Below are 19792 nucleotides of genomic sequence, written 5' to 3' on the forward strand. Positions count from 1 at the left end.
CGCGATGAAAACATTTGTCATGGCCTGCGTTGCGGTGCTGGCTGCATGCAGCAGCAGTGCGCCGACTCCCGCGACACAGCCGGTAGCAGCAGCGCCAGCGGTGCCGCCGGGATCAGACCTCAACGATCTCGACGCCATGATGCTTGGCTGCAGCAAGGCGGCACTGAATGCCGCCGCGCGTGCGGCGGCGAAGGCGCCATCGCAAGGCAGCTACCAGTTCTCGTACTTCGCGATCGTCGCGGACGCCCATCATGCCGCTTACGAAGTGCATTTCGAGAGCAACTATCAAGGCGAGCCGGAGCTGCGCTATTGCGTGGCGATGTACTGTCAGCAGGGCTGGGATCCCGCCGCGACCAAAACGACCGTCACACTCATGTCGAACGGTGGCAGGAAGAACGGCAAGGTCACGCCTGCGGGACGCTGTCTCGCCCAGCACGAGACGAGTCACGCCACGCGCAGCGAAACTCCGGCGCAGTAGGCGCGCATCGCGCCTACCAGCCGATGGTCGCCATCCTTCACTTGCTACGGGCGAAGCGAATCGCAGCCCGTGGACCATGCTCCCGGCGCTAGAGAGATTCGCGGCGCCTTCATTGGCCCGAATTCTATGTCAGGCGAGTTCGCCGGGCTCAACTGACTTCCTTGTTTCATCGCTCCTCAGCCCCCAAAAAACAGACGCAAAAGGAAGCACTGCGCTTGGGCTGTGAGTCGCGCGAGAAGCGCCGAGGTGTCCTTGTCAGATCCCGAAGAACAACGCGCGTCGACACAACGAAACCGATCCAGCCGCCGGTCTGCGAATGTCCGAACGCTTGGACGCGCGCGGCTAAAAGCAGATCGGCCAGCTTCGACTCCAACGCTTATCGTCCCGCCGCGTCTCACGTACTCACAAGCGTCGCATTTTGCTCGCTACGCGCGCTCTCCTGATGCATCCGTCCGACGAGCATCAGCGCGCAAACCAGCGTGATCAAAACATGCACCACTCCCAACGCCACCACGGACCAAATACTGCCCGTCGAGCTCAGAAGATATTGCCCGAGAATCGGCGTCGTGCCAGCGAACAGCATGCCGCAGATCTGATATGACAGCGAGATGCCCGTGTAGCGAACCTGCGCCGGAAACGACTTCGCGAGAATGCCGGCCATCGCCGCGTAGTACAACGAATGCGGAATCGATGCCAACGCCATGCCGATCATCGCGAGTTTCACCGAGCCGGTCGCGATCAGCGAGAACATCAATGGCAACGCGACGATTTCGGGCACCAGCATGAAGGTCACCGCTTTCTTCAAGTCCATCTTCGTTGCGAGCACGGCGCCGAAGGGTTGCACGATCAGTTGCACGACGATCGCTGCGGTGATCACACCGAGGAACTGCGTGCGGTCGAAGCCGATGCTCGTGACCGCCCATGACAGCGCGAACGTGGTCTTGAAGTACGTCGCGGAAAGCGCGATAACGCAGGCGCCCACGCCCATCGCGACGAGGCTCTTGTGATTGCGCAACACCTCGCCGATCGGCAGCTTCGCAATCTGCTTCTTATCCTTGAGTTCCTGCATCGCAGGCGACTCTTCGACGCTCATCCGGATGAACAATCCCACACCGACCAGCAAGGCCGAGAAGAGGAACGGAACACGCCAGCCCCATGTCATGAACTGATGATCGGGAAGCGTCGAGACGATCAGGAACGCAAGCGTTGCAAGCAGATTGCCAGCGGGCGACCCTTGCTGGGCGAACGCCGCGTAGAGGATTTCCTTGCCCTTTGGCGCATGCTCCGACGACAGCACCACCGCCCCGCCCCACTCGCCACCCATCGCGATGCCTTGTAACAGGCGCAGCACGATCAGCAGCACCGGCGCGAGGACGCCGATTTGTCCGTAGGTCGGCAAGAGACCCATGCAGGTCGTGCAGCAACCCATGAGCATCAGCGTCGCGATCAGCGTCTTCTTGCGGCCGACCTTGTCGCCGAGATGCCCGAAGACGATGCCGCCGATCGGACGCGCGAGAAAGCCGACCCAGAACGAAGCGAACGCGGCGAGCGTGCCGACCAACGCCGAGGTCGTGGGGAAGAAAACCTTGCCCAGCACGAGCGCCGCCGCGGTGCTGTAAGCGTAGAAGTCGTACCACTCGATCGTCGTTCCGACGAACGATGCAATACCCGCCTTACGGGCCTGGCCTTGTCTGTTTTCGGGCGCGTTAGCTGTCAAGACACATCTCCAAAATCGATTGCAGTTCACACACGGCCGGCTTTTTTATAGCCGCCCGGCTGCCGCCAGTTGTTCGCTATCCGAACCACATTTCTTTATCCGAACAATCGGCGAGGTGGCGGACTATGACCGCTGCGGTCCGTCAGCGTCAATCAAGGGATTACCCGAGGTGGCGTTAAGGCAAAGAGAGCGCGATCTACCTTTTTTAGGTGTTTACCCTCGGTCTATTGCGCCGAATCTATCGGAATGTCGATAATGTTCTCATGGATGTGAAAACCGCTGCCCGCGTCTTCGATGTGATCAATCTCTTCGCCGAAGTTCGGCAACCGATGATCTACAGCGAAATTGCGCGTCGAACCGAAATCCCGCTCTCCAGTTGCCACGCTCTCTTGCAGACGATGGTCGCGAAGGGTTACCTGTACGCGCCCGGCGTCAAAGCGGGCTACTACCCGACGCAGCGCTTGCTGCACGTCGCGCGCGACATCTGCAGCGAAGACCCGTTGACGCTCGCATTCCAGCCGCTGCTGAGCGCGCTACGCGATGCGACGGGAGAGACCGCCGCGCTGGCGACACTGGCGGGCAACCGGGTCGTGTATCTCGACGTGATGGAATCGCGCCAGAAGATTCGTTACAGCGACGAGCCGGGCGGCTTCATGTATGTGCATGCGAGCGCAGCGGGTAAAGCGCTCGCCGGCGCGCTTTCACTGGCCGCGCGCCGCAAGCTGCTCGATAGTTGTGAACCGCTGCCGGCATTCACCGACGGTTCGATCGCCGATCGCGCGGTACTCGAACGGGAGATCGAGCAAGGTGTGAAAGACGGCTGGCATCGCTCGACGGGCGAGAACGTCGAAGATGTCGCCGGACTGGCACGCGGCTTCTTGATTCACGGCGAGGCGTTCGCGCTGGTGATCGGGGCGCCGAAAGCGCGTCTTCTGAAAAACGAGCGACACGCGGTTCAGGCGTTGCTCGAGGTCTACGGGCAAATTCCGCCATCGTTGCTGGGTTAGGCGGCGTCGACTGCCCTTCCCTGTTTTTGCCCGCGAATAGCAAAAGGATGTCTTGATGCGTTGGAAAAACCGGCCCGAAGGGTCGAACTGGGGCGATTTCGGCCCCGATGACGAGTTTGGACGACTCAATTTGATCGGCGCCGAGCAGGTGCTCAAGGGCGCGCGCGAGATTCGCGCGGGAATGAGCTTCCCGCTCTCCCTGCCGCTCGACTTTCCCGGCGACAACAAGCTCAACGTGCGCCGCCACCCTCCGCGACTGCGCCCCACGTTTCGTGACGGCCTGCCCTACGTGAACTTCCCGTTCGCGCGCAACGAAGAAGGTGCGACGGACGTCGTCAGCGACGACCAGGTGTTGCTGTCGCTGCAATACTCGACGCAGTGGGACGCGCTGGCGCACGTCGGTGCCCGCTTCGACGCCGACGGCGATGGCGTCGCGGAGAGCGTCTATTACAACGGTTTTCGCGCGAACGAGGATGTCATCGGCCCGGTCGATTACCGCCATGACGACGGTTTCGCGCCACACGCATGCGGCGGCGAGCATAGCTGCGCCGAGGCGCTCGGCATCGAAAACCTGGCGGTCAAGGGCATGCAGGGCCGGGGCGTGCTGATCGATTTGGTCGCGCATTACGGCCGCGAGCACCGCACGATCGGCTACGACGACCTGATGTCCGTGCTCGATGCCGATGGTATCGAAATCGAAACGGGAGACATGCTGCTGCTGCGCACCGGCTTCGCGGAAATGATCCTGGAGATGAACCGCCATCCGGACGAAACGGTGCTGAACAGCCATTGCAGCGCGCTCGACGGACGCGACGAGCGCCTCCTGAAGTGGATCACCGATTCGGGCATCGCGGCGCTCGCCGCCGACAACTATGCAGTCGAACGCTATCCGGCACGGCCGCCCGCATCGCCCGGCGAACATCCGGCGATGCCGCTGCATCACCACTGTCTTTTCAAACTCGGTTTGCCGCTTGGCGAGCTGTGGTATCTGCGCGATCTCGCGGACTGGCTTCGCAAGCACCAGCGCTCGCGCTTCATGCTGACCGCACCGCCATTGCGCCTGCCCGGCGCAATGGGTTCGCCGGTCACGCCGGTCGCCACCGTGTGACCTTCATTCATCACCCTCGATATCGAACATGTCCAGAGAAAGAGTCCTGATTACCGGCGGCGCCGCCGGCATTGGCGCGGCGTGCGCCGCTCGCTGCGCGGCCGACGGTTATGAAGTCGTCGTCATCGACCGGGTCGGCGACGGCCTGATCGCCGATCTGTCCGACACGCGCGCAACCGCCGACGCGCTCGCCCGCGCGCTGGAGGACGGCCCGATCACGCGGCTCATCAACAACGTGGGCGTGGTGGTGCCGGCCGATGCGCAAAGCCAGACGCTCGAAGAACTCGAACGCGCCTGGTCACTGAACGTGCGCTGCGCGCAGCAATGCATGCAGGCGCTCTTGCCCGGCATGAAGGCCGCGGGCTTCGGGCGGATCGTGAACATGTCCTCGCGGGCGGCGCTCGGCAAGGAACTGCGCACGGCCTACGCGGCGACGAAGGCCGCGCTGATCGGCATGACGCGCGTCTGGGCGCTCGAACTCGGCGCGCTAGGCGTGACGGCGAACGCCATCGGTCCGGGCCCGATCCGCACCGAGCTCTTCGATCGCGCCAATCCGCCCGATGCGCCGCGCACGCGCGCGATCATCGAAAGCGTGCCGGTGAAGCGTGTCGGCACGCCGGACGACGTCGCGCATGCGGCGTCCTATCTGCTCGACGCGCGCAGCGGCTTCGTAACCGGCCAGGTGCTGTACGTGTGCGGCGGCATGACCGTCGGCGTCGCGGGAGTCTGACGATGAGCAATGAGACGTTGCGGCGCGCGGGGGTCATCGGCGGCGGCAGCATCGGCGTGGCGTTCGCGGTCGTGTTCGCGCGCGCCGGATGGCGCGTGCGCCTGCACGATCCCGATGCCGCGAGACGCGAGGCCGTGCCGGCGGAAATCGTCGAGCGATTGGAGACGCTCGCGCGCTTCGGTCTGCTCGACGCGGCGGTGCGTCAGGTGGCCGAGTGCGTGGAGGTCGTCGACACGCTCGAAGGCGCGGTCGCCGACGCCGATCTCGTGCAGGAATGCGCGCCCGAACGCGTGGAGATCAAGCGCGAGCTGTTCGAGCGATTGAGCCGCGCCGCGCCTGCGCATGCGATTCTCGCGAGCGCGTCGTCGTTTCTGGCGGCGTCGAAGTTCGTCGATGAAACGTTGTCCGCGCGCGACCGTTGCCTCGTCGCGCATCCGGGCAATCCGCCCTATCTGATTCCCGTCGTCGAGATCGTGCCGGCGCCGTGCACCTCCGCGGCGTCGACTGCGCGCGCGGCGGACCTGTTCCGCGACGCGGGTATGAAGCCGGTGCTGGTGTCGAAGGAAACGGAGGGGTTCGTCTTCAACCGGCTGCAGGGCGCCGTGTTGCGAGAAGCCTATTGCCTCGTTCGCGACGGCGTCGCGTCGGTCGACGACATCGACACCGTGATGCGCGAAGGATTGGGACCGCGCTGGTCGGTGGTCGGTCCGTTCGAGACGGTCGACTTGAACACACGCGGCGGAATCGCCGCACACGCGCAGAAGATGGGGCCGTCGTATGCCCGCATGGGCGCGGAGCGCGGACAGCACGATCCGTGGACGCCCGAGCTCGTCGCGCGCGTCGAGACCGAGCGCCGCCGTGCGCTGCCATTGGAACGCTGGAACGAGCGCGTCGCCTGGCGCGATCGAGAGCTGACGAAACTCGTGCGTCACCGGAAGCAATCGGAAGACGCAGACCACTGATCGTCGTTTTGCGTCACATGCAAGGCACGACAACAACGACAAAGACAGAGACACGCTATGCAGAAAATCACCGCTTTCTTCACCGAGCTGATGCGCCGGTACTTGCCCGATCCATTCGTCTTCGCGATCGGCCTCACCTTGCTCACGATGGTTCTCGCTGTGCTCGTCCAGGGACAGGCTGTCACCGCGCTCGCGACGAGTTGGGGCAAAGGCTTCTGGGCGCTGCTCGCTTTCACGACGCAGATGGCGGTGATTCTGGCGATGGGCTACGTGCTCGCCACAGCGCCCCTGACCGAGCGCCTGCTCGATCGTGTCGTCGCGCGTGTGCACGATCCGCGCATTGCCATCATCGTCGCGACGCTGGTGGGCGGCATCGGCAGCTATCTGAACTGGGGCTTTGGCCTCGTCGTCGGCGGGATCGTCGCGCGCAAACTCGCACTGCGCGTGCGCGGCGTGCACTATCCGCTGATCATCGCATCGGCTTACAGCGGCTTCACGCTGTACGGGCTGGGATTGTCGGCGAGCATTCCGGTGCTCATCTCCACCAAGGGCCATCCGCTCGAGGCGCAGATGGGCGTGATCCCGTTGTCCGAGACGATATTCTCGCCGGCTATGCTGATGACGAGCCTGGTCGTGATTGTGACGCTGCCGCTGCTCAATGCATGGCTGCATCCGAAGCCGGGCCAGCCGGTGACTGAGATCGACCGCAGTCTGGAGTACTCGGCGAAGGCCGCGTCGCCGGAATCCGAAGCCGATAAGAGCGACGAGGCCGGCACGCTGGCGAACCGCCTGAACAACAGCCGCGTGCTGAGTTATTTGATCGGCGCGATCGGGATCGTCTATGTCGCGATCTACTTTCGCAGCGGCGGCTCGATGGATCTCAACCTGATCAATTTCATCATCCTCTTTCTCGGCATCATCCTGCTCGGCACGCCGATCCTATATGTCGAAAAGCTGAATGAAGGCATCCGCACGATCAGCGGCATCATCCTGCAGTACCCGTTCTATGCGGGGATCATGGCGATCATGGCATCGTCGGGTCTGGTGAACACGTTCTCGCACTTCTTCGTCAAGATCGCGACGCCTGCAACGCTGCCCTTCTGGGGCTTGATCAGTTCGTTTGTGATCAACTTCTTCGCGCCTTCGGGCGGCGGGCACTGGGTCATTCAGGGGCCGTTCATGATCGAGGCCGCAAAGGCGATCGGCGCCTCGGTCGGTCATACATCGATGGCCGTGATGCTCGGCAACGCGTGGAACGATCTCGTGCAGCCGTTCTGGATCTTGCCGGCGCTCGCGCTTTCCAAGCTCAAGCTGAAGGACATCATGGGCTACACGGTGATCATGATGTTCTGGATCGGCATCGTGTATACGGTGGCGATACTTGCCTGGGGCTGATTGCTTTGCTGACGAGGCTGGGTCGAACCAGCATTTGCGTGCGGTCCTCACCGATAGCGCAATGCCCGGCATCCCTCTGGAAATTGGTGAACAGATGCGCGTGCGGTGGCAGGCAGCCGTCGCCGTGCGACTCGACGATGCGGTCCGCCTGAAGGCCGATGCAACACAGGCGATCGCCGCGCCGATGCTGAACTGCGCGTCGAATTGCCGCACCAGGAAGTGAGCGGGCTGCGCGCGTTTGTCTCCGCACGCGATTCCGAACTGTCCGACCTGCGTGCCTAGAACGCGATGCTGCGCGACCGTTGCGGAGGGCTCGACGCCGGCGCGGTGGAGCGCCAGGCGCGACTCGATTGCGGACGTACAGCACCGTTACGAAGCGTTATCCGAGCAAATGCTGCAAGAAACCCCACACCAGCGCGAATCACTAAAAAAGGAGCATGCGCAGTGTCACAGCCGAAATTTGCCGAGTGCCGTGTTGGCGCGCATGACACCCCCTACCGTTTTGGCCCGCTGAGCAGTTTCGAGCAACCCGACGAAGCGGCGTGAGAGCGCTTCAACGTTCTGCATCACGAGTTCAATCTAGGTTTGCACATTCCCGATTGACCACGTGACGCCATTTCGGGCCACCCAGCGATCAAAATCCTCGTTGGCTTAGGTTAATGCGGGTTCGGCGACCGGTGTTTCCAAGTCGCCGATAGAGTTTGCCTCAGCTTCAGCGTGCGGAAGATAGCTGAGAGGTTCGATCAGCCAATGGTGATTGAACGAGAGCGATCGCGAAAGTGGTCGACGGGAGCGACGCCTTGAAAAGCGTCGCGTTATGCACACCGAACTCTTGTGCCAAATCACAGGCGCTTCAGCCGCTTTTGCAAGTGCGCCCTCGTCAGGACGCTTCCTTGTCGGCCTGTCCGTCTTCCGGTGGTGATTTCGGCGGGCTCTCCGGCTTTGCGCGCTCAACCGGTTTTTGGTCGGCGACATCGGTGCCGGGCTCGTTCTGCGGAATAGACGAGGACATAATCAAGTTTTCCTGGACATGAGTACGCGTTCCTCGAAGCATTCCACGGGCCTGACACCTCAGGCGCCCTCCGTTCTTCAGAACCATCAGGCCTTACGTGAACGGCTCCTTGCATCCGGGCGGCGCGATGTCTTCGTGAACAGGAAGAGACTCGCCCCGGCGGCGGCCATTGCCAATCGGCTCGGATGGGCCCTTACCGCGCCGATGATTTTGACCAAAGCGTCCGAGCGCGATTGCGTACTCGGACCGCGCTGATCAAGCGCGAGAGGCGGCCTTGTTACTGCGCTACCAGTATTATTGGCAAGCGCCGGAGGCGTTCGCGTTGATGACCGTTTGGGACCTGCGTGTTCCTTCCACTGCGCATCGGCTTTAGGCGCTGCAACTCGGGAAGCCGCCGCTTCCGCGCCCAGCAACAGCACGGCGGCAGCGAAGTAAAGCCACATCAGCAAGACCGCAAGCGAGCCGGCCGCGCCGAATGCGCTCGCCATTCCCGCATGCGTCAAATAGAGCGCGAAGAGCTTCTTGCCCACCGAGAAGAGGACTGCGGCAATGGCGCCGCCGATAAACGCTTCGCGCCAGCTGACATCGCCGTCGGGCAAATATTTCAACAGCGCGCCAAAAGCACCCGACAGGATCACTAAGCCAAGCACGAATTGAACGATATCGCCGAGAATGAGAAGCGGGGAATTACCGAAGACCCATTTTCCGGCTGCCTGCACCGCGGTATCGAGAACAAGCGATACGATCAGCAGGAAGGCCACGCCTAGAACCAGACCAAAGGAAATCAGCCGCACCTTGACCAGCGTCGCGACGCTCGACATCGTCTGCCTGGCGGGCCAGATGATGGACAGCGCGGTGTTCAACGACGAAAACGTGGCCGATGCGCCGACCGCCAGCAGCACGAACGAAATGGTGGCCGCGATGCCGCCGTCGCCGCTCCGATGCGCGTGTTCGACGATCGTCTGCACGCTTGCGGCGGCGTCCTTTCCGAGCATTCCGCTAATCTGATGAAAGAGCCGCCCACGGGCGGCCTCCGCGCCGAAAACCAACCCGGCGACGGCGATGACCATGACGAGCGTCGGTGCGAGCGAAAACGCCGAGCAGAACGCGATGCTCGCCGCTAGCGGCGCGCAGCGGTCTTCACTGAAGCGCTTAAATGTGCGCACGGGCCACGCGAAGGCGCCGCCCGTTCGGCTTTTGACATCGTGCGCGGATGCGTTGTCCATGATTATCTCCTTTTACGCTGCTGCCCGCTTCTAGCATTGGCGATGCCTGAGGCCGGATGAATCGAAGAATGACGTTCAGCTCATGCCGGTCCTGATCCTTGCTTCGTTGCTCGGCTGGAAAAGTTTCCGGGCACGAGTACTGCGTCCGACCCTGGCGCTGTTCCGAATTAACGCCAGGCAACCGATCCGCTCGGCGCTCTGCTTGGGGAATTTGGATGATCCAGGGAATCAGGGAGGTGGAAGCATGACGTTCCAGTCGAAGATCTCTCAGTGGCGCAATGTCAGCCGCTTCTGCGCACGACGCGTGGCCGACTATGGCGACCTTTTTCAGATCGAGTTGGCGGAAACTAAAACGCGCGTGCTGCATGAATGCGTCGCACTCGTCGCACTCGCGATCGGTGCGATGTTCTCACTGTCGTTCATATCGATCGCCGTCATCGTCACGTCCATCACTTCCCCATACTTCGTCGAAGTCGCGTGGGGTGTGGCGGGCGTATGGCTTCTCGTGACGATTGCCGCGTGGTTGGTTATGCGCTCAAGGCGTCCTGCGGAGCCTTTCCAACTCTTACGCAGAGAACTCGAGCGCGACATGCAGGCCATTAAGGAGGCCAGTCAATGAAGCACGCTGAAGCACAATCACGCGTCCTTGCACGCATGGAGCAGACCCGCGACGAGTTCGTCAGGGCGCGACCGCGCGATGTCTCTACGGCTAGAACTCGGGCATGGAGCGCAGCCGCGAACGTCGGACCGTGGATGTTGCGCACGCCCAATGCGGCGCTGGTGTCGGCGCTGCTGGTTGGCCTCGTCGTGCTTGGGCCGAGGCGGGCGCTGCAAACCGCGCTGCAAGCTGGCCTGAGCACTTGGACGACCAGAGCCGTCAGCGCGCTTGCGAATTCGACAATGCGCTAAACGCGAATTAGAACAGAGTACGCTTAGTTTCGTGACCGAATCAGGATTGCGTCGTTTGCTTATCGCGCACGTTACCGGGTTTGTCCTCCCCAAAATTGCCTTGACAGGGTCGGCGCGAGATCGCATATTTGCCCGTCAAACGAGCAGTCGACCATACGTCACGCCCGGGAGTTGAAAGAGATGCCAGGAAAATTGCAGGACAAAGTCGCTGTGGTAACCGGTGCAGCTTCCGGCATTGGGCTGGCGACTACCGAGGCCCTTCTTTCAGCCGGCGCCCGTGTGGTGCTGGTCGACCGGGATGAGGCTGCACTGACGTCGATTTGCAAGAAATATGGCGAAGCAGCGACTCCGCTCGTCGTAGATTTGCTTGAGCCGACGGCTTGCTCGGCGCTCATACCGCGCGTGCTGGAAATCACAGGGCAAATCGATACCCTGCATGCCAATGCAGGCACCTATGTCGGTGGAGATTTAGTCGATGCGGATACGGCGGCGATCGACCGGATGCTGAATCTCAACGTCAATGTCGTGATGAAAAACATCCACGATGTTTTGCCCCACATGATAGCCCGGCGCACCGGCGATATCATCGTGACCAGTTCGCTGGCTGCTCACTTTCCGACGCCGTGGGAGCCGGTCTATGCGTCGTCCAAATGGGCGATCAACTGCTTTGTGCAGACCGTGCGGCGTCAGGTCTTCAAGCATGGAATTCGTGTCGGCTCGGTCTCGCCCGGCCCGGTCATTAGTGCATTGCTCGCCGACTGGCCGGAAGAAAAACTGAAAGAAGCCAAGGCATCGGGCAGCCTGATCGAGGCGAGTGAGGTAGCTGAAGTCATCATGTTCATGCTGACGCGACAACGCGGCCTAACCATTCGTGACGTAGTGCTGATGCCGACTAACTTCGACCTTTAGCGCTCAATGCTCTTGGAGCGCCTAGCCTCGTTCCGAACTCTTTACCCGCAACTGCGTCCGTTTTTTCCATCCAGTTAGTCGGTGACGAGCGCTCCTGACTGATATTGCGCGTCGGTCACTGGCTCCATCCATTCGACGTTCTTGCCATCGAGCAATTCGGTTATCGCGAGATGCGACATTGCCGTGGTCGCGGATGCTCCGTGCCAATGCCGCTTGCCGCAAGAGCACGAGACGATGTCACCCGGGCGGATTTCTGTTCTCGGGCCGCCTTCACATTGGGTCCAGCCGACGCCATTGAGCACGACAAGCGTCTGCGCGAGCGGATGCGTATGCCAGTTGGTGCGCGCACCGGGTTCAAACGTCACGATGCCGCCGCCGAGGCTTGCCGGCTGCTCGGCCTGAAAGAGGCTGTCGATACAAACTGAGCCGGTAAACCAGTTCTCGGGTCCCTTGATCGATGGCTTCGTGCCGTTGCGGATGATGGCCTGAGCTTCTTTGGTCATGGCTTTAATCTTTAAGTTGGGGAAGAGAGTATCGTCCGAGTTCCGAGCTATGCGTCAAAGCATCTCAAGCCGAAATGCTTCACCTTCCCTTGCGCGATCAGATCCTTCACCGTGCCGGCCACGTCCTCGATCGGCACGTTCGGATCGACCCGATGCTGATAGAACAAGTCGATGCGATCCGTCTTCAACCGCTTGAGCGACGCATCCGCCACCTCGCGTATGCGCTCAAAGCGGCTATCGAGCGGTTGCTTCGAGTCTCCGTCCTGGAAGCCGAACTTAGTCGCGATCATGATCTGGTCGCGAAATGGCGCGGCGGCTTCTCCAACCAATTCCTCGTTGACGAACGGGCCGTAGCACTCCGCGGTATCGAAGAAGGTAACGCCGTGTTCGAACGCCGCGCGAATCACCTTGATGCCTTCGCTCTTTTCAGTCGCCGGGCCATAGCCGAAGCTCAGGCCCATATAGCCGACTCCGATCGCCGACACTTTCAGCCCGCCGCGTCCCCAATTTGCGCTTTTCCACGTTGCATCTCCTCGTCTTGCCCATGACAAGGGACAAGCTTAGGCTTTTGTAGCTCGCTCAACAATATGCCTGAGGCTGCATGAGGTATTGAGAGAAATTCACGTAGTCACGCGTTCCCCGGGCCGGCGTGACGACCGATTCGCGCCTTGTGGCTGCAACTATCTGCACGTCGACTGCGCGCGTCGTTCCCCTCGGCAAACTCGACGCGGCAAAGCACCGCGATCGCTGGGAACACGTGTATCTTCAACGCATCGACCCTTAACGGAGAGAACGATGTCCCAGCACTCGAACCACACTGCCGCGCCGACTGAACGCGGCCAATCCCAGACCATCGATCTGGTCGGCAAGATCGGCCTGATCGACGGTTACTGGCAACCGCGCGTCGTCGCTGAAATGAACGACTATCAGTTCAAGGTCGTCAAGGTCGAAGGCGAATTCCAGTGGCACCAGCACGCCGATACCGACGAGACGTTCATCGTGCTCGAAGGCGAGTTGCGTATCGATTTTCGGACGGGGCCTTCGGACGTCAGTTCGATCGTGCTGCGCCCTGGTCAGATGGCCGTGATGCCGAAGGGCGTCGAGCACAAGCCCTGTGCGAGCGCAGAAGTAAAGCTGCTGCTGATCGAACCGCGAGGCGTGGTGAACACGGGTGACGGCACGAAGGGAGAGCGCACGGTCGAAAACGACCAGTGGATTTAAGGCGACTGTCCTGTCCCCGGATCGCGAGCCGTCCGAAACCGACGGTAAAAATCGCTGATAACAATGTCCGATTTAGCTGGGGTCGCCAAGCCGTGCGCGTTACAACCGTCTGCTATAACTATTAGGGACTTAAGGCCGAATGTAAGAACAAGAAATTTGGAGTGGAACATGCCGCACGCCAGAATCGCATTGATCCTCGGAACTTCAGTGTGTGACGCGTTTAAGCCAAGGCATCGACGACTCGCGGCAGGGCATCCCCTTCGTGCGATCGCTTCGATGTTGTTCACGATGCAACTCGCCCATGCAGGTCCACTGCCCGAGGCCGGCAACTTCGTTGCGGGCACGGGCGCGATTCGCGCAAATGGTAGCGCCCTCGACATCACGCAGACCACGACGCGCGGCGTCATCGACTGGCGCAGCTTTTCGATTGGCAGCGGCAACAGGGTCAACGTCGACAATGGATCGGGCGCAACGCTTAGCCGCGTGACAGGCATCGACCGGTCGATCATCGACGGCAAGTTGAACGCGACAGGCAGCTTCTATCTCATCAATCCGCATGGCGTGCTGGTCGGGACGAGCGGCATCGTCACGACAGGCGGGCGCTTCGTTGCATCCACGCTCGACATGACCAACGACGCCTTCATGAAAGGCGGCCCGCTCACGCTTACCGGCGATAGCTGCGGCGTCGTCGTCAACCTCGGCAAAATCGGTTCGAGCGAGGGCGATGTGTTCCTGATCTCGCACGCGAGCGTCGTGAACGAGGGCACGGTAGAGGCGCCGCGCGGAACAGTCGAACTCGCCGCGGGCAGTCAGGTGTTGCTCAAGGATTCGACGAGCGGTTCGCAGGTGTTCGTGCAAGCGGGCAGCCAGGGCAACGTGACCAACGAGGGTGCGATCCGCGCTGCGCAGATCAATCTGCAAGCCGCCGATGGCAACATCTTCGCGCTCGCGGGCAAGAACAGCGAGTTGCGCGCGGCCGGCACCGCGACGCGTGACGGTCACGTGTGGCTCGTCGCCGATAGCGGCACTGTGGAAAGTCACGGGTATGTAGGCGCATCGAATGCGAACGGCAGCGGTGGCACAGTAGATACCACGGCGCGAACGTTCGATCTCGATTACGTCGTCGTGGATGCCGCGCAATGGAACGTGAGCGCGCCCGCCTACGTGGCCGGCCCGCGATCCGCTGCAACGTTGGCGAGGAACCTGTCGCGCGGCACGTCGATCACCGTGAACGCGACGGGCACGCAAGACTCGAGCGGCGACATCGACGTGCAGTCGGCGTTGCGCTGGAGCGGCGACGCATCGCTCACATTGAACGCGCAGCACTCGGTGAATGTGAGCCCCCTTGCGACAGTCGGGAACACGGGCGCGGGCAATCTGACCTTGCGCGCGGACGCTGGCGCGATCGACAACGCAGGCAGCGTAACCAACGGCGGCACGATCGACTGGTCGCAAAGCACGGGCACCGTCGCGGCGCTCTATGACATGAACGGGACCTACACCGCAGGCGCGATACGCAGCAATCCCGCATGGAGCCCAGCGGGCTACAGCGGTCTCAAGACGCAAGTTACCGCTTACGAACTCGTCAATTCGATCGACGATCTCGCTCGCATTTCGAGCGATCTCGCGGGGACCTATGCGCTCGGCAAGGACATCGACGCAAGCACGTCGACCACCCATTTCACTTCGCTCGGCAGCCGCACGAACACGGCGTTCAACGGCCAGTTCGATGGCATGGACCATGTCATCAAGGGCATCAAGATAACGGGCTACGACGAGACCGATCCTTCGTACCTCGCCTACGTCGGCCTCTTTTCGACGATCGGCAGTGCAGGCGTGGTGCGCAATGTCGGGATCGTCGATTCGTCAGCGAACTCGTTCGTCGCGGCGGTCGGCCTGCTTGCAGGGACGAACAACGGACTCATCACGCATGCGTATACGTCGGGTGACGTGTCACCGTTCAATGCCTTTTCCGGTGCGGGCGCGGGCGGCCTCGTGGGCATCAACAACGGCATCATCGAACGCTCGGGCAGCAGCGCAACGGTCACGGGTTCGGGAGAACTGGGCGGCCTCGTCGCGACGAACAACGGCCTGATCAGGCAGTCCTACGCGAGCGGTTCGGTTAGCGGCACCGCGCTAACCGGAGCAGGCGGTCTCGTCGGCGTGAACGAAGGGACGATCCGGCAATCGTATGCGTCGGGCTCGGCTGGCGCGCTCGACACGGGCGGTCTGGTCGACTTCAACACAGGGACGATCACCGAATCGTTCGCGGCGACGTCGATACCGTCGGGCGTGCCGCCTTCGGCCGGCGGCATCGTGCGCAATAACACCGGCACGATGGGACGCGACGTGTACTGGAACACGCAAACGACGGGCCGCACCAACGGTGTCTTCGAGGGCACGGCGGTTCCTTCAGCGAACGGTTTGACGACCGCGCAAATGAGCGTCGTATCGAGCTTCGGCCCGACCTGGAATTTCGGGCAGAACGGCGTGTGGGTGATGCCGGCTGGCGCGACTCATCCGGTTCTGAAATGGCAGGTTGAACATTGATAAAAAAATGGCGCCGCAGGCATACAGCCTGCGGCGCCATGTCATGCCGCTACGACGACGCTGCGACGCCAACGACACGTCGCAGCCCGATAGCATGCTTACGTCGTCACGGTATCGGCCACTTCCTTGAAGTCCTCGATCTGGTCGAAGTTCATGTATTGATAGATCTTGTCGCCGTCGGCGTTGAGCACGCCCATGTCGGCCATGTACTCGTCCTTGGTCGGGATCTTGCCTAAGCGCGAGCAGATCGCCGCCAGTTCCGCCGAGCCGAGATACACGTTCGTATTCTTGCCGAGACGATTCGGGAAGTTACGCGTCGAGGTCGACATGACCGTCGCGCCTTCACGCACCTGCGCCTGGTTGCCCATGCACAGCGAGCAGCCCGGCATTTCGGTACGCGCACCGGCTGTGCCGAAGACGCCGTAGTGGCCCTCCTCGGTCAACTGCTTCTGGTCCATCTTGGTCGGCGGGGCCACCCACAGCTTGACCGGAATGTCGCGCTTGCCTTCCAGCAGCTTCGACGCGGCACGGAAATGGCCGATGTTGGTCATGCACGAGCCAATGAACACCTCGTCGATCTTGGCACCGGCCACGTCCGACAGCGTCTTCACGTCGTCCGGATCATTCGGGCAGGCCACGATCGGCTCGTGGATGTCGGCCAGGTCGATCTCGATGACCGCCGCGTACTCGGCGTCGGCATCCGGCGACAGCAGTTGCGGATCGGCGAGCCACTGCTCCATCCCCTGGATGCGGCGCTGCAGGCTGCGCGGGTCCTGGTAGCCCTGGGCGATCATCCACTTCAGCAGCGTGACGTTGCTGCGAAGATATTCGATGATCGGCTCCTTGTTCAGGTGGACCGTGCAACCGGCGGCCGAGCGCTCGGCGGAAGCGTCCGACAATTCGAACGCCTGCTCGACCTTCAGTTCGGGCAAGCCCTCGATTTCGAGAATGCGGCCGGAGAAGATGTTCTTCTTGCCTTGCTTGGCAACCGTCAGCATGCCTTGCTTGATCGCGTACAGCGGGATCGCGTTGACCAGATCACGCAGCGTCACGCCCGGCTGCATCTTGCCCTTGAAGCGGACCAGCACCGATTCCGGCATGTCGAGCGGCATCGTGCCGGTGGCGGCCGCGAACGCGACCAGACCCGACCCAGCCGGAAAACTGATGCCGATCGGGAAGCGGGTGTGCGAGTCGCCGCCGGTGCCCACGGTGTCGGGCAGCAGCATGCGGTTCAGCCACGAGTGGATCACGCCATCGCCCGGACGCAACGAGATGCCCCCACGGTTGCTGATGAAGTTCGGCAGGGTCTGGTGGGTCTTCACGTCCACCGGCTTCGGATAGGCGGCCGTATGACAGAACGACTGCATGACGAGGTCGGCCGAGAAGCCGAGGCACGCCAGATCCTTCAGTTCGTCGCGCGTCATGGGGCCAGTGGTGTCCTGCGAGCCGACCGAAGTCATCTTGGGTTCGCAGTACGTGCCCGGACGGACGCCCTGCCCAGCCGGCAAGCCGCAAGCGCGGCCGACCATCTTCTGGGCCAGCGAGAAACCCTTGCCGCTGTCGGCGGGCTGCTGCGGCAGGCGGAACAAGGTCGACGGCGCCAGACCCAGCGCTTCACGTGCCTTGACGGTTAGTCCGCGGCCGATGATCAGGGGAATGCGGCCGCCGGCGCGCACTTCATCGAAGAGCACGTCCGACTTGACCTGAAACTCGGCGATCACTTCGCCGTTCTTCAGTGCACGGCCTTCGTACGGGCGCAGTTCGACCACGTCGCCCATTTCCATCTTCGATACGTCGAGTTCGATCGGCAGCGCGCCGGCGTCTTCCATCGTGTTGTAGAAGATCGGGGCGATCTTGCTGCCCAGGCACACGCCGCCGAAGCGCTTGTTCGGAATAAAGGGGATGTCCTCACCCGTGAACCACAACACCGAGTTGGTGGCCGACTTGCGCGAAGAGCCGGTGCCGACGACGTCGCCGACGTACGCCACCAGGTGGCCCTTTTCCTTCAACGACTCGATGAACTTGATCGGACCACGCTTGCCGTCTTCTTCCGGGGTGAGGCCGGGACGGGCGTTCTTGAGCATCGCCAGCGCGTGCATCGGGATGTCCGGACGGGTGGTGGCATCCGGAGCCGGCGACAGGTCGTCAGTGTTGGTTTCGCCCGTCACCTTGAAGACGGTAATCGTCAGGCTTTGCGGCACTTCCGGACGGCTCGTGAACCATTCGGCGTCGGCCCAGCTTTGCATCACGGCACGTGCGTTGGCATTGCCCTTGTCGGCCAGTTCCTTGACGTCGTGGAACTGGTCGAACATCAGCAGGGTTTTCTTCAGCGCCTCGGCGGCCACGGCCGCCACTTCGGCGTCGGACAGCAGTTCGATCAGCGGCTGGATGTTGTAGCCGCCCAGCATCGTGCCGAGCAGTTCGGTGGCGCGCGCGCGCGAAATCAGCGCGCAGGCGGTCTCGCCTTTGGCGACGGCGGCCAGAAAGCCCGCCTTCACGCGGGCGGCTTCGTCCACGCCGGCGGGCACGCGGTGGGTGATCAGGTCGAGCAGGGTCTGCTCGTCACCTTCGGGCGGATTCGCCAGCAACTCGACCAATTCGGCGGTTTGCTGCGCCGTCAGCGGCAAGGGAGGAATGCCGAGCGCGGCGCGTGCGGCTACGTGAGCACGATAGTTTTCAAGCATGGGACACCGTTTGTATTGCGTTTCAGGGGAGCCTTTCCAGACACGCCGAGGCTGTTCCGGGCACTACTTTGGCTGCAATTTTAATTACGATGTGACCGTGTGTCAAACGTCTTATGTCTTATGTCTTATATAAGACTTACAAAAGAAACGTCGAAATCGGAGACCATGAGGGACAGTCGTAGCGTTCGTGCGACATCTGGCGGTTCGCCTGAGCCCTTTGTCCAGCGTGCCTCGGCGCGAAAATCGCGCGGCGCCGAGCAGGTCCGCAGATGCCGTGCAAATGAACAGGTAGGGCAAGCATTCTTTCAGACTGGGCGTGCCTGCGAACGTGTCGCGCCGGAATGCTCGGACCGAAGCGGTCGATGGAAGAAAAAATACGCTTGCTCGGCCTGGAGTCGTGGCGTGGTCGAAGCGAGAAGCCTGCGGCTTCCCACCCCTCCCAAGAGGCACGTGGATAATCGAGGGCGGATGGCCGTTATCCGGGCAGCTTCCGCCGTCGAATTAATTCGCCCACGACTCGCAGCAGAAGCACGACATTTTCCAGCGTTTGCGGTGCAACGCGATGGCTAGTTTTCCGTCCGGTCCTGCAACCAATGCGGGGCTGAACTGACCTTCCCGTTTGCCACTTCGCCGCAGTAGTCGCGCTTCGAGAACTTGTCCTTTGCGCGAGCGGCGGGCACACCAACCCAATGCATGTTGGTGTTTTCTTGAAGCGTTCCGTCCTTGGCGGATGTCGTTCGCGAGTCGTCACGCTCCGCGAAACCGACGCTGACCGGTCCAGTGATCTTGCGCTGGTCATTGAGCGGCCACGAGCAGACCATCAAATAGCGAGGGGCCTGTTCGTTCGTCAGCGGTGGCTTGGGCGTAGAGAAGCGGCGCCTGACGGTCGCCAGTGCCTGCGTAGGCTGATATTCGGTTTGCCCCAGCCACGTCACGTTTCCCGCATCGTCAACGCCGAATGCTGCCGAAGCTCCAGGGTTTTGCGGCCGACCTGGAACGGGCAGACTGGCGTTGAAGACGTAAGACTGTCTGCCCTTGTGCTGTCCGCGGTAGACAACCGTACCCATTGCCCAAGCCATTGCCTGCGGCTCGGGCTGCGCCGGGACTTGCGCCAGTGCCGGACTGATCCCGATTGCGGCAGCGAGCGCCAGCATGGCTGTACGAAAGCCGATTGGTCGTTGTACGAGCATATGCCCTTCCCACCCGTTGATTGACTGACGTTGCCATCGTCATGCCGCGTGGATCACGGGATCGTCGCAGCGAATGCATCCAAGGTCGCGCGTTTCCCGCCCTTGGAGGACTGTATGGCATGTAGCAAAAAACGTCTACGCGAACTGCGCGATCTTAGAGGGAAGGATAAGTCAGCGCATTGCCGCAGAAT

At 61.9% G+C, this 19792-nt stretch carries 17 protein-coding genes and 1 pseudogene; 12 read left to right on the forward strand and 6 right to left on the reverse strand.

Going from position 1 to position 19792, the window contains the following annotated elements; genetic code table 11:
* Positions 1–4: 4 nt before the first annotated feature.
* Positions 5–478 carry a hypothetical protein gene (locus tag AWB66_RS34010; RefSeq protein ID WP_200818950.1) on the forward strand — a complete coding sequence of 158 codons (474 nt, stop codon included), beginning with the start codon at positions 5–7 and terminating at the stop codon, positions 476–478.
* 394 nt (positions 479–872) lie between these two features.
* Here the strand turns inward: AWB66_RS34010 and AWB66_RS08085 are convergent, their stop codons facing one another.
* Positions 873–2195, reverse strand: coding sequence for an MFS transporter (locus tag AWB66_RS08085; RefSeq protein WP_087629774.1), 1323 nt, complete (start codon positions 2193–2195; stop codon positions 873–875).
* 263 nt (positions 2196–2458) lie between these two features.
* Here AWB66_RS08085 and AWB66_RS08090 point away from each other — a divergent pair, with 263 nt between their 5' ends.
* The 6 genes from AWB66_RS08090 (at position 2459) to AWB66_RS33630 (ending at position 7620) form a co-directional block, all read left to right on the forward strand.
* Complete coding sequence (locus AWB66_RS08090; RefSeq protein ID WP_087629775.1) at positions 2459–3202, forward strand: IclR family transcriptional regulator; 744 nt, start codon at positions 2459–2461, stop codon at positions 3200–3202.
* Between the two features lie 55 nt (positions 3203–3257).
* Positions 3258–4310: a cyclase family protein gene (locus tag AWB66_RS08095; protein ID WP_087629776.1), complete on the forward strand. Its 1053-nt coding sequence runs from the start codon at positions 3258–3260 to the stop codon at positions 4308–4310.
* Between the two features lie 28 nt (positions 4311–4338).
* Positions 4339–5040 carry an SDR family oxidoreductase gene (locus AWB66_RS08100; protein WP_087629777.1) on the forward strand — a complete coding sequence of 234 codons (702 nt, stop codon included), beginning with the start codon at positions 4339–4341 and terminating at the stop codon, positions 5038–5040.
* 2 nt (positions 5041–5042) lie between these two features.
* Entirely contained in the window at positions 5043–6002 is a 960-nt protein-coding gene (locus AWB66_RS08105) for a 3-hydroxyacyl-CoA dehydrogenase (RefSeq protein WP_087629778.1), read from the forward strand.
* Positions 6003–6059: 57 nt separating this feature from the next.
* Complete coding sequence (locus AWB66_RS08110; protein WP_087629779.1) at positions 6060–7397, forward strand: short-chain fatty acid transporter; 1338 nt, start codon at positions 6060–6062, stop codon at positions 7395–7397.
* A 61-nt stretch (positions 7398–7458) separates the two neighbouring features.
* Entirely contained in the window at positions 7459–7620 is a 162-nt protein-coding gene (locus tag AWB66_RS33630) for a hypothetical protein (RefSeq protein ID WP_159462889.1), read from the forward strand.
* Between the two features lie 875 nt (positions 7621–8495).
* Here AWB66_RS33630 and AWB66_RS08120 read toward each other — a convergent pair.
* The gene (locus AWB66_RS08120) at positions 8496–9635 is read right to left on the reverse strand and encodes a YihY/virulence factor BrkB family protein (RefSeq protein WP_087629780.1); all 1140 of its coding nucleotides are present in this window, start codon (positions 9633–9635) and stop codon (positions 8496–8498) included.
* Positions 9636–9717: 82 nt separating this feature from the next.
* On the opposite strand from AWB66_RS08120, the gene AWB66_RS08125 reads away from it, so the two are divergent.
* The 3 genes from AWB66_RS08125 (at position 9718) to AWB66_RS08135 (ending at position 11453) form a co-directional block, all read left to right on the forward strand.
* The gene (locus AWB66_RS08125; protein ID WP_235021036.1) at positions 9718–10254 is read left to right on the forward strand and encodes a phage holin family protein; all 537 of its coding nucleotides are present in this window, start codon (positions 9718–9720) and stop codon (positions 10252–10254) included.
* On the forward strand, positions 10251–10544 hold the full coding sequence (locus tag AWB66_RS08130) for a hypothetical protein (RefSeq protein ID WP_087629781.1): 294 nt from the start codon (positions 10251–10253) through the stop codon (positions 10542–10544). The genes AWB66_RS08125 and AWB66_RS08130 overlap by 4 nt, the downstream gene beginning before the upstream one ends.
* 180 nt (positions 10545–10724) lie before the next feature.
* Positions 10725–11453, forward strand: a complete 729-nt coding sequence (locus tag AWB66_RS08135) for an SDR family oxidoreductase (RefSeq protein ID WP_087629999.1) — start codon at positions 10725–10727, stop codon at positions 11451–11453.
* Positions 11454–11527: 74 nt separating this feature from the next.
* On the opposite strand, the gene AWB66_RS08140 is transcribed toward AWB66_RS08135, so the two are convergent.
* Complete coding sequence (locus AWB66_RS08140) at positions 11528–11956, reverse strand: (R)-mandelonitrile lyase (protein ID WP_087629782.1); 429 nt, start codon at positions 11954–11956, stop codon at positions 11528–11530.
* 65 nt (positions 11957–12021) lie between these two features.
* Positions 12022–12478: pseudogene (locus tag AWB66_RS08145) on the reverse strand (aldo/keto reductase); the annotation flags it as partial.
* Between the two features lie 273 nt (positions 12479–12751).
* Between AWB66_RS08145 and AWB66_RS08150 the strand changes: the two are divergent.
* Together AWB66_RS08150 and AWB66_RS08155 are read left to right on the forward strand one after the other, a co-directional pair.
* Positions 12752–13177, forward strand: coding sequence for a cupin domain-containing protein (locus AWB66_RS08150; protein ID WP_087629783.1), 426 nt, complete (start codon positions 12752–12754; stop codon positions 13175–13177).
* 276 nt (positions 13178–13453) lie between these two features.
* Positions 13454–15727 carry a two-partner secretion domain-containing protein gene (locus AWB66_RS08155; RefSeq protein WP_235021037.1) on the forward strand — a complete coding sequence of 758 codons (2274 nt, stop codon included), beginning with the start codon at positions 13454–13456 and terminating at the stop codon, positions 15725–15727.
* Positions 15728–15825: 98 nt separating this feature from the next.
* Here AWB66_RS08155 and acnB read toward each other — a convergent pair whose 3' ends face one another.
* Positions 15826–18411, reverse strand: coding sequence for a bifunctional aconitate hydratase 2/2-methylisocitrate dehydratase (gene acnB / locus AWB66_RS08160; protein ID WP_087629784.1), 2586 nt, complete (start codon positions 18409–18411; stop codon positions 15826–15828).
* Positions 18412–18977: 566 nt separating this feature from the next.
* A complete protein-coding gene (locus AWB66_RS08165) occupies positions 18978–19601 on the reverse strand; it encodes a hypothetical protein (protein WP_125469681.1) in 624 nt (207 codons plus the stop codon).
* Positions 19602–19792: the final 191 nt, after the last annotated feature.

The sequence above is a fragment of the Caballeronia telluris genome, assembly GCF_001544495.1.
Lineage (GTDB): Bacteria > Pseudomonadota > Gammaproteobacteria > Burkholderiales > Burkholderiaceae > Caballeronia > Caballeronia telluris.

Bases quoted from the DNA above. Each gene is read 5' to 3' on its own strand.
- AWB66_RS08140 (WP_087629782.1), bottom strand. From the start codon at position 11,956: ATGACCAAAGAAGCTCAGGCCATCATCCGCAACGGCACGAAGCCATCG.
- AWB66_RS08110 (WP_087629779.1), top strand. From the start codon at position 6,060: ATGCAGAAAATCACCGCTTTCTTCACCGAGCTGATGCGCCGGTACTTG.
- AWB66_RS34010 (WP_200818950.1), top strand. From the start codon at position 5: ATGAAAACATTTGTCATGGCCTGCGTTGCGGTGCTGGCTGCATGCAGC.
- AWB66_RS08090 (WP_087629775.1), top strand. From the start codon at position 2,459: ATGGATGTGAAAACCGCTGCCCGCGTCTTCGATGTGATCAATCTCTTC.
- acnB (WP_087629784.1), bottom strand. From the start codon at position 18,411: ATGCTTGAAAACTATCGTGCTCACGTAGCCGCACGCGCCGCGCTCGGC.
- AWB66_RS33630 (WP_159462889.1), top strand. From the start codon at position 7,459: ATGCCCGGCATCCCTCTGGAAATTGGTGAACAGATGCGCGTGCGGTGG.
- AWB66_RS08095 (WP_087629776.1), top strand. From the start codon at position 3,258: ATGCGTTGGAAAAACCGGCCCGAAGGGTCGAACTGGGGCGATTTCGGC.
- AWB66_RS08125 (WP_235021036.1), top strand. From the start codon at position 9,718: ATGCCGGTCCTGATCCTTGCTTCGTTGCTCGGCTGGAAAAGTTTCCGG.
- AWB66_RS08135 (WP_087629999.1), top strand. From the start codon at position 10,725: ATGCCAGGAAAATTGCAGGACAAAGTCGCTGTGGTAACCGGTGCAGCT.
- AWB66_RS08130 (WP_087629781.1), top strand. From the start codon at position 10,251: ATGAAGCACGCTGAAGCACAATCACGCGTCCTTGCACGCATGGAGCAG.
- AWB66_RS08105 (WP_087629778.1), top strand. From the start codon at position 5,043: ATGAGCAATGAGACGTTGCGGCGCGCGGGGGTCATCGGCGGCGGCAGC.
- AWB66_RS08155 (WP_235021037.1), top strand. From the start codon at position 13,454: ATGTTGTTCACGATGCAACTCGCCCATGCAGGTCCACTGCCCGAGGCC.
- AWB66_RS08165 (WP_125469681.1), bottom strand. From the start codon at position 19,601: ATGCTCGTACAACGACCAATCGGCTTTCGTACAGCCATGCTGGCGCTC.
- AWB66_RS08120 (WP_087629780.1), bottom strand. From the start codon at position 9,635: ATGGACAACGCATCCGCGCACGATGTCAAAAGCCGAACGGGCGGCGCC.
- AWB66_RS08150 (WP_087629783.1), top strand. From the start codon at position 12,752: ATGTCCCAGCACTCGAACCACACTGCCGCGCCGACTGAACGCGGCCAA.
- AWB66_RS08100 (WP_087629777.1), top strand. From the start codon at position 4,339: ATGTCCAGAGAAAGAGTCCTGATTACCGGCGGCGCCGCCGGCATTGGC.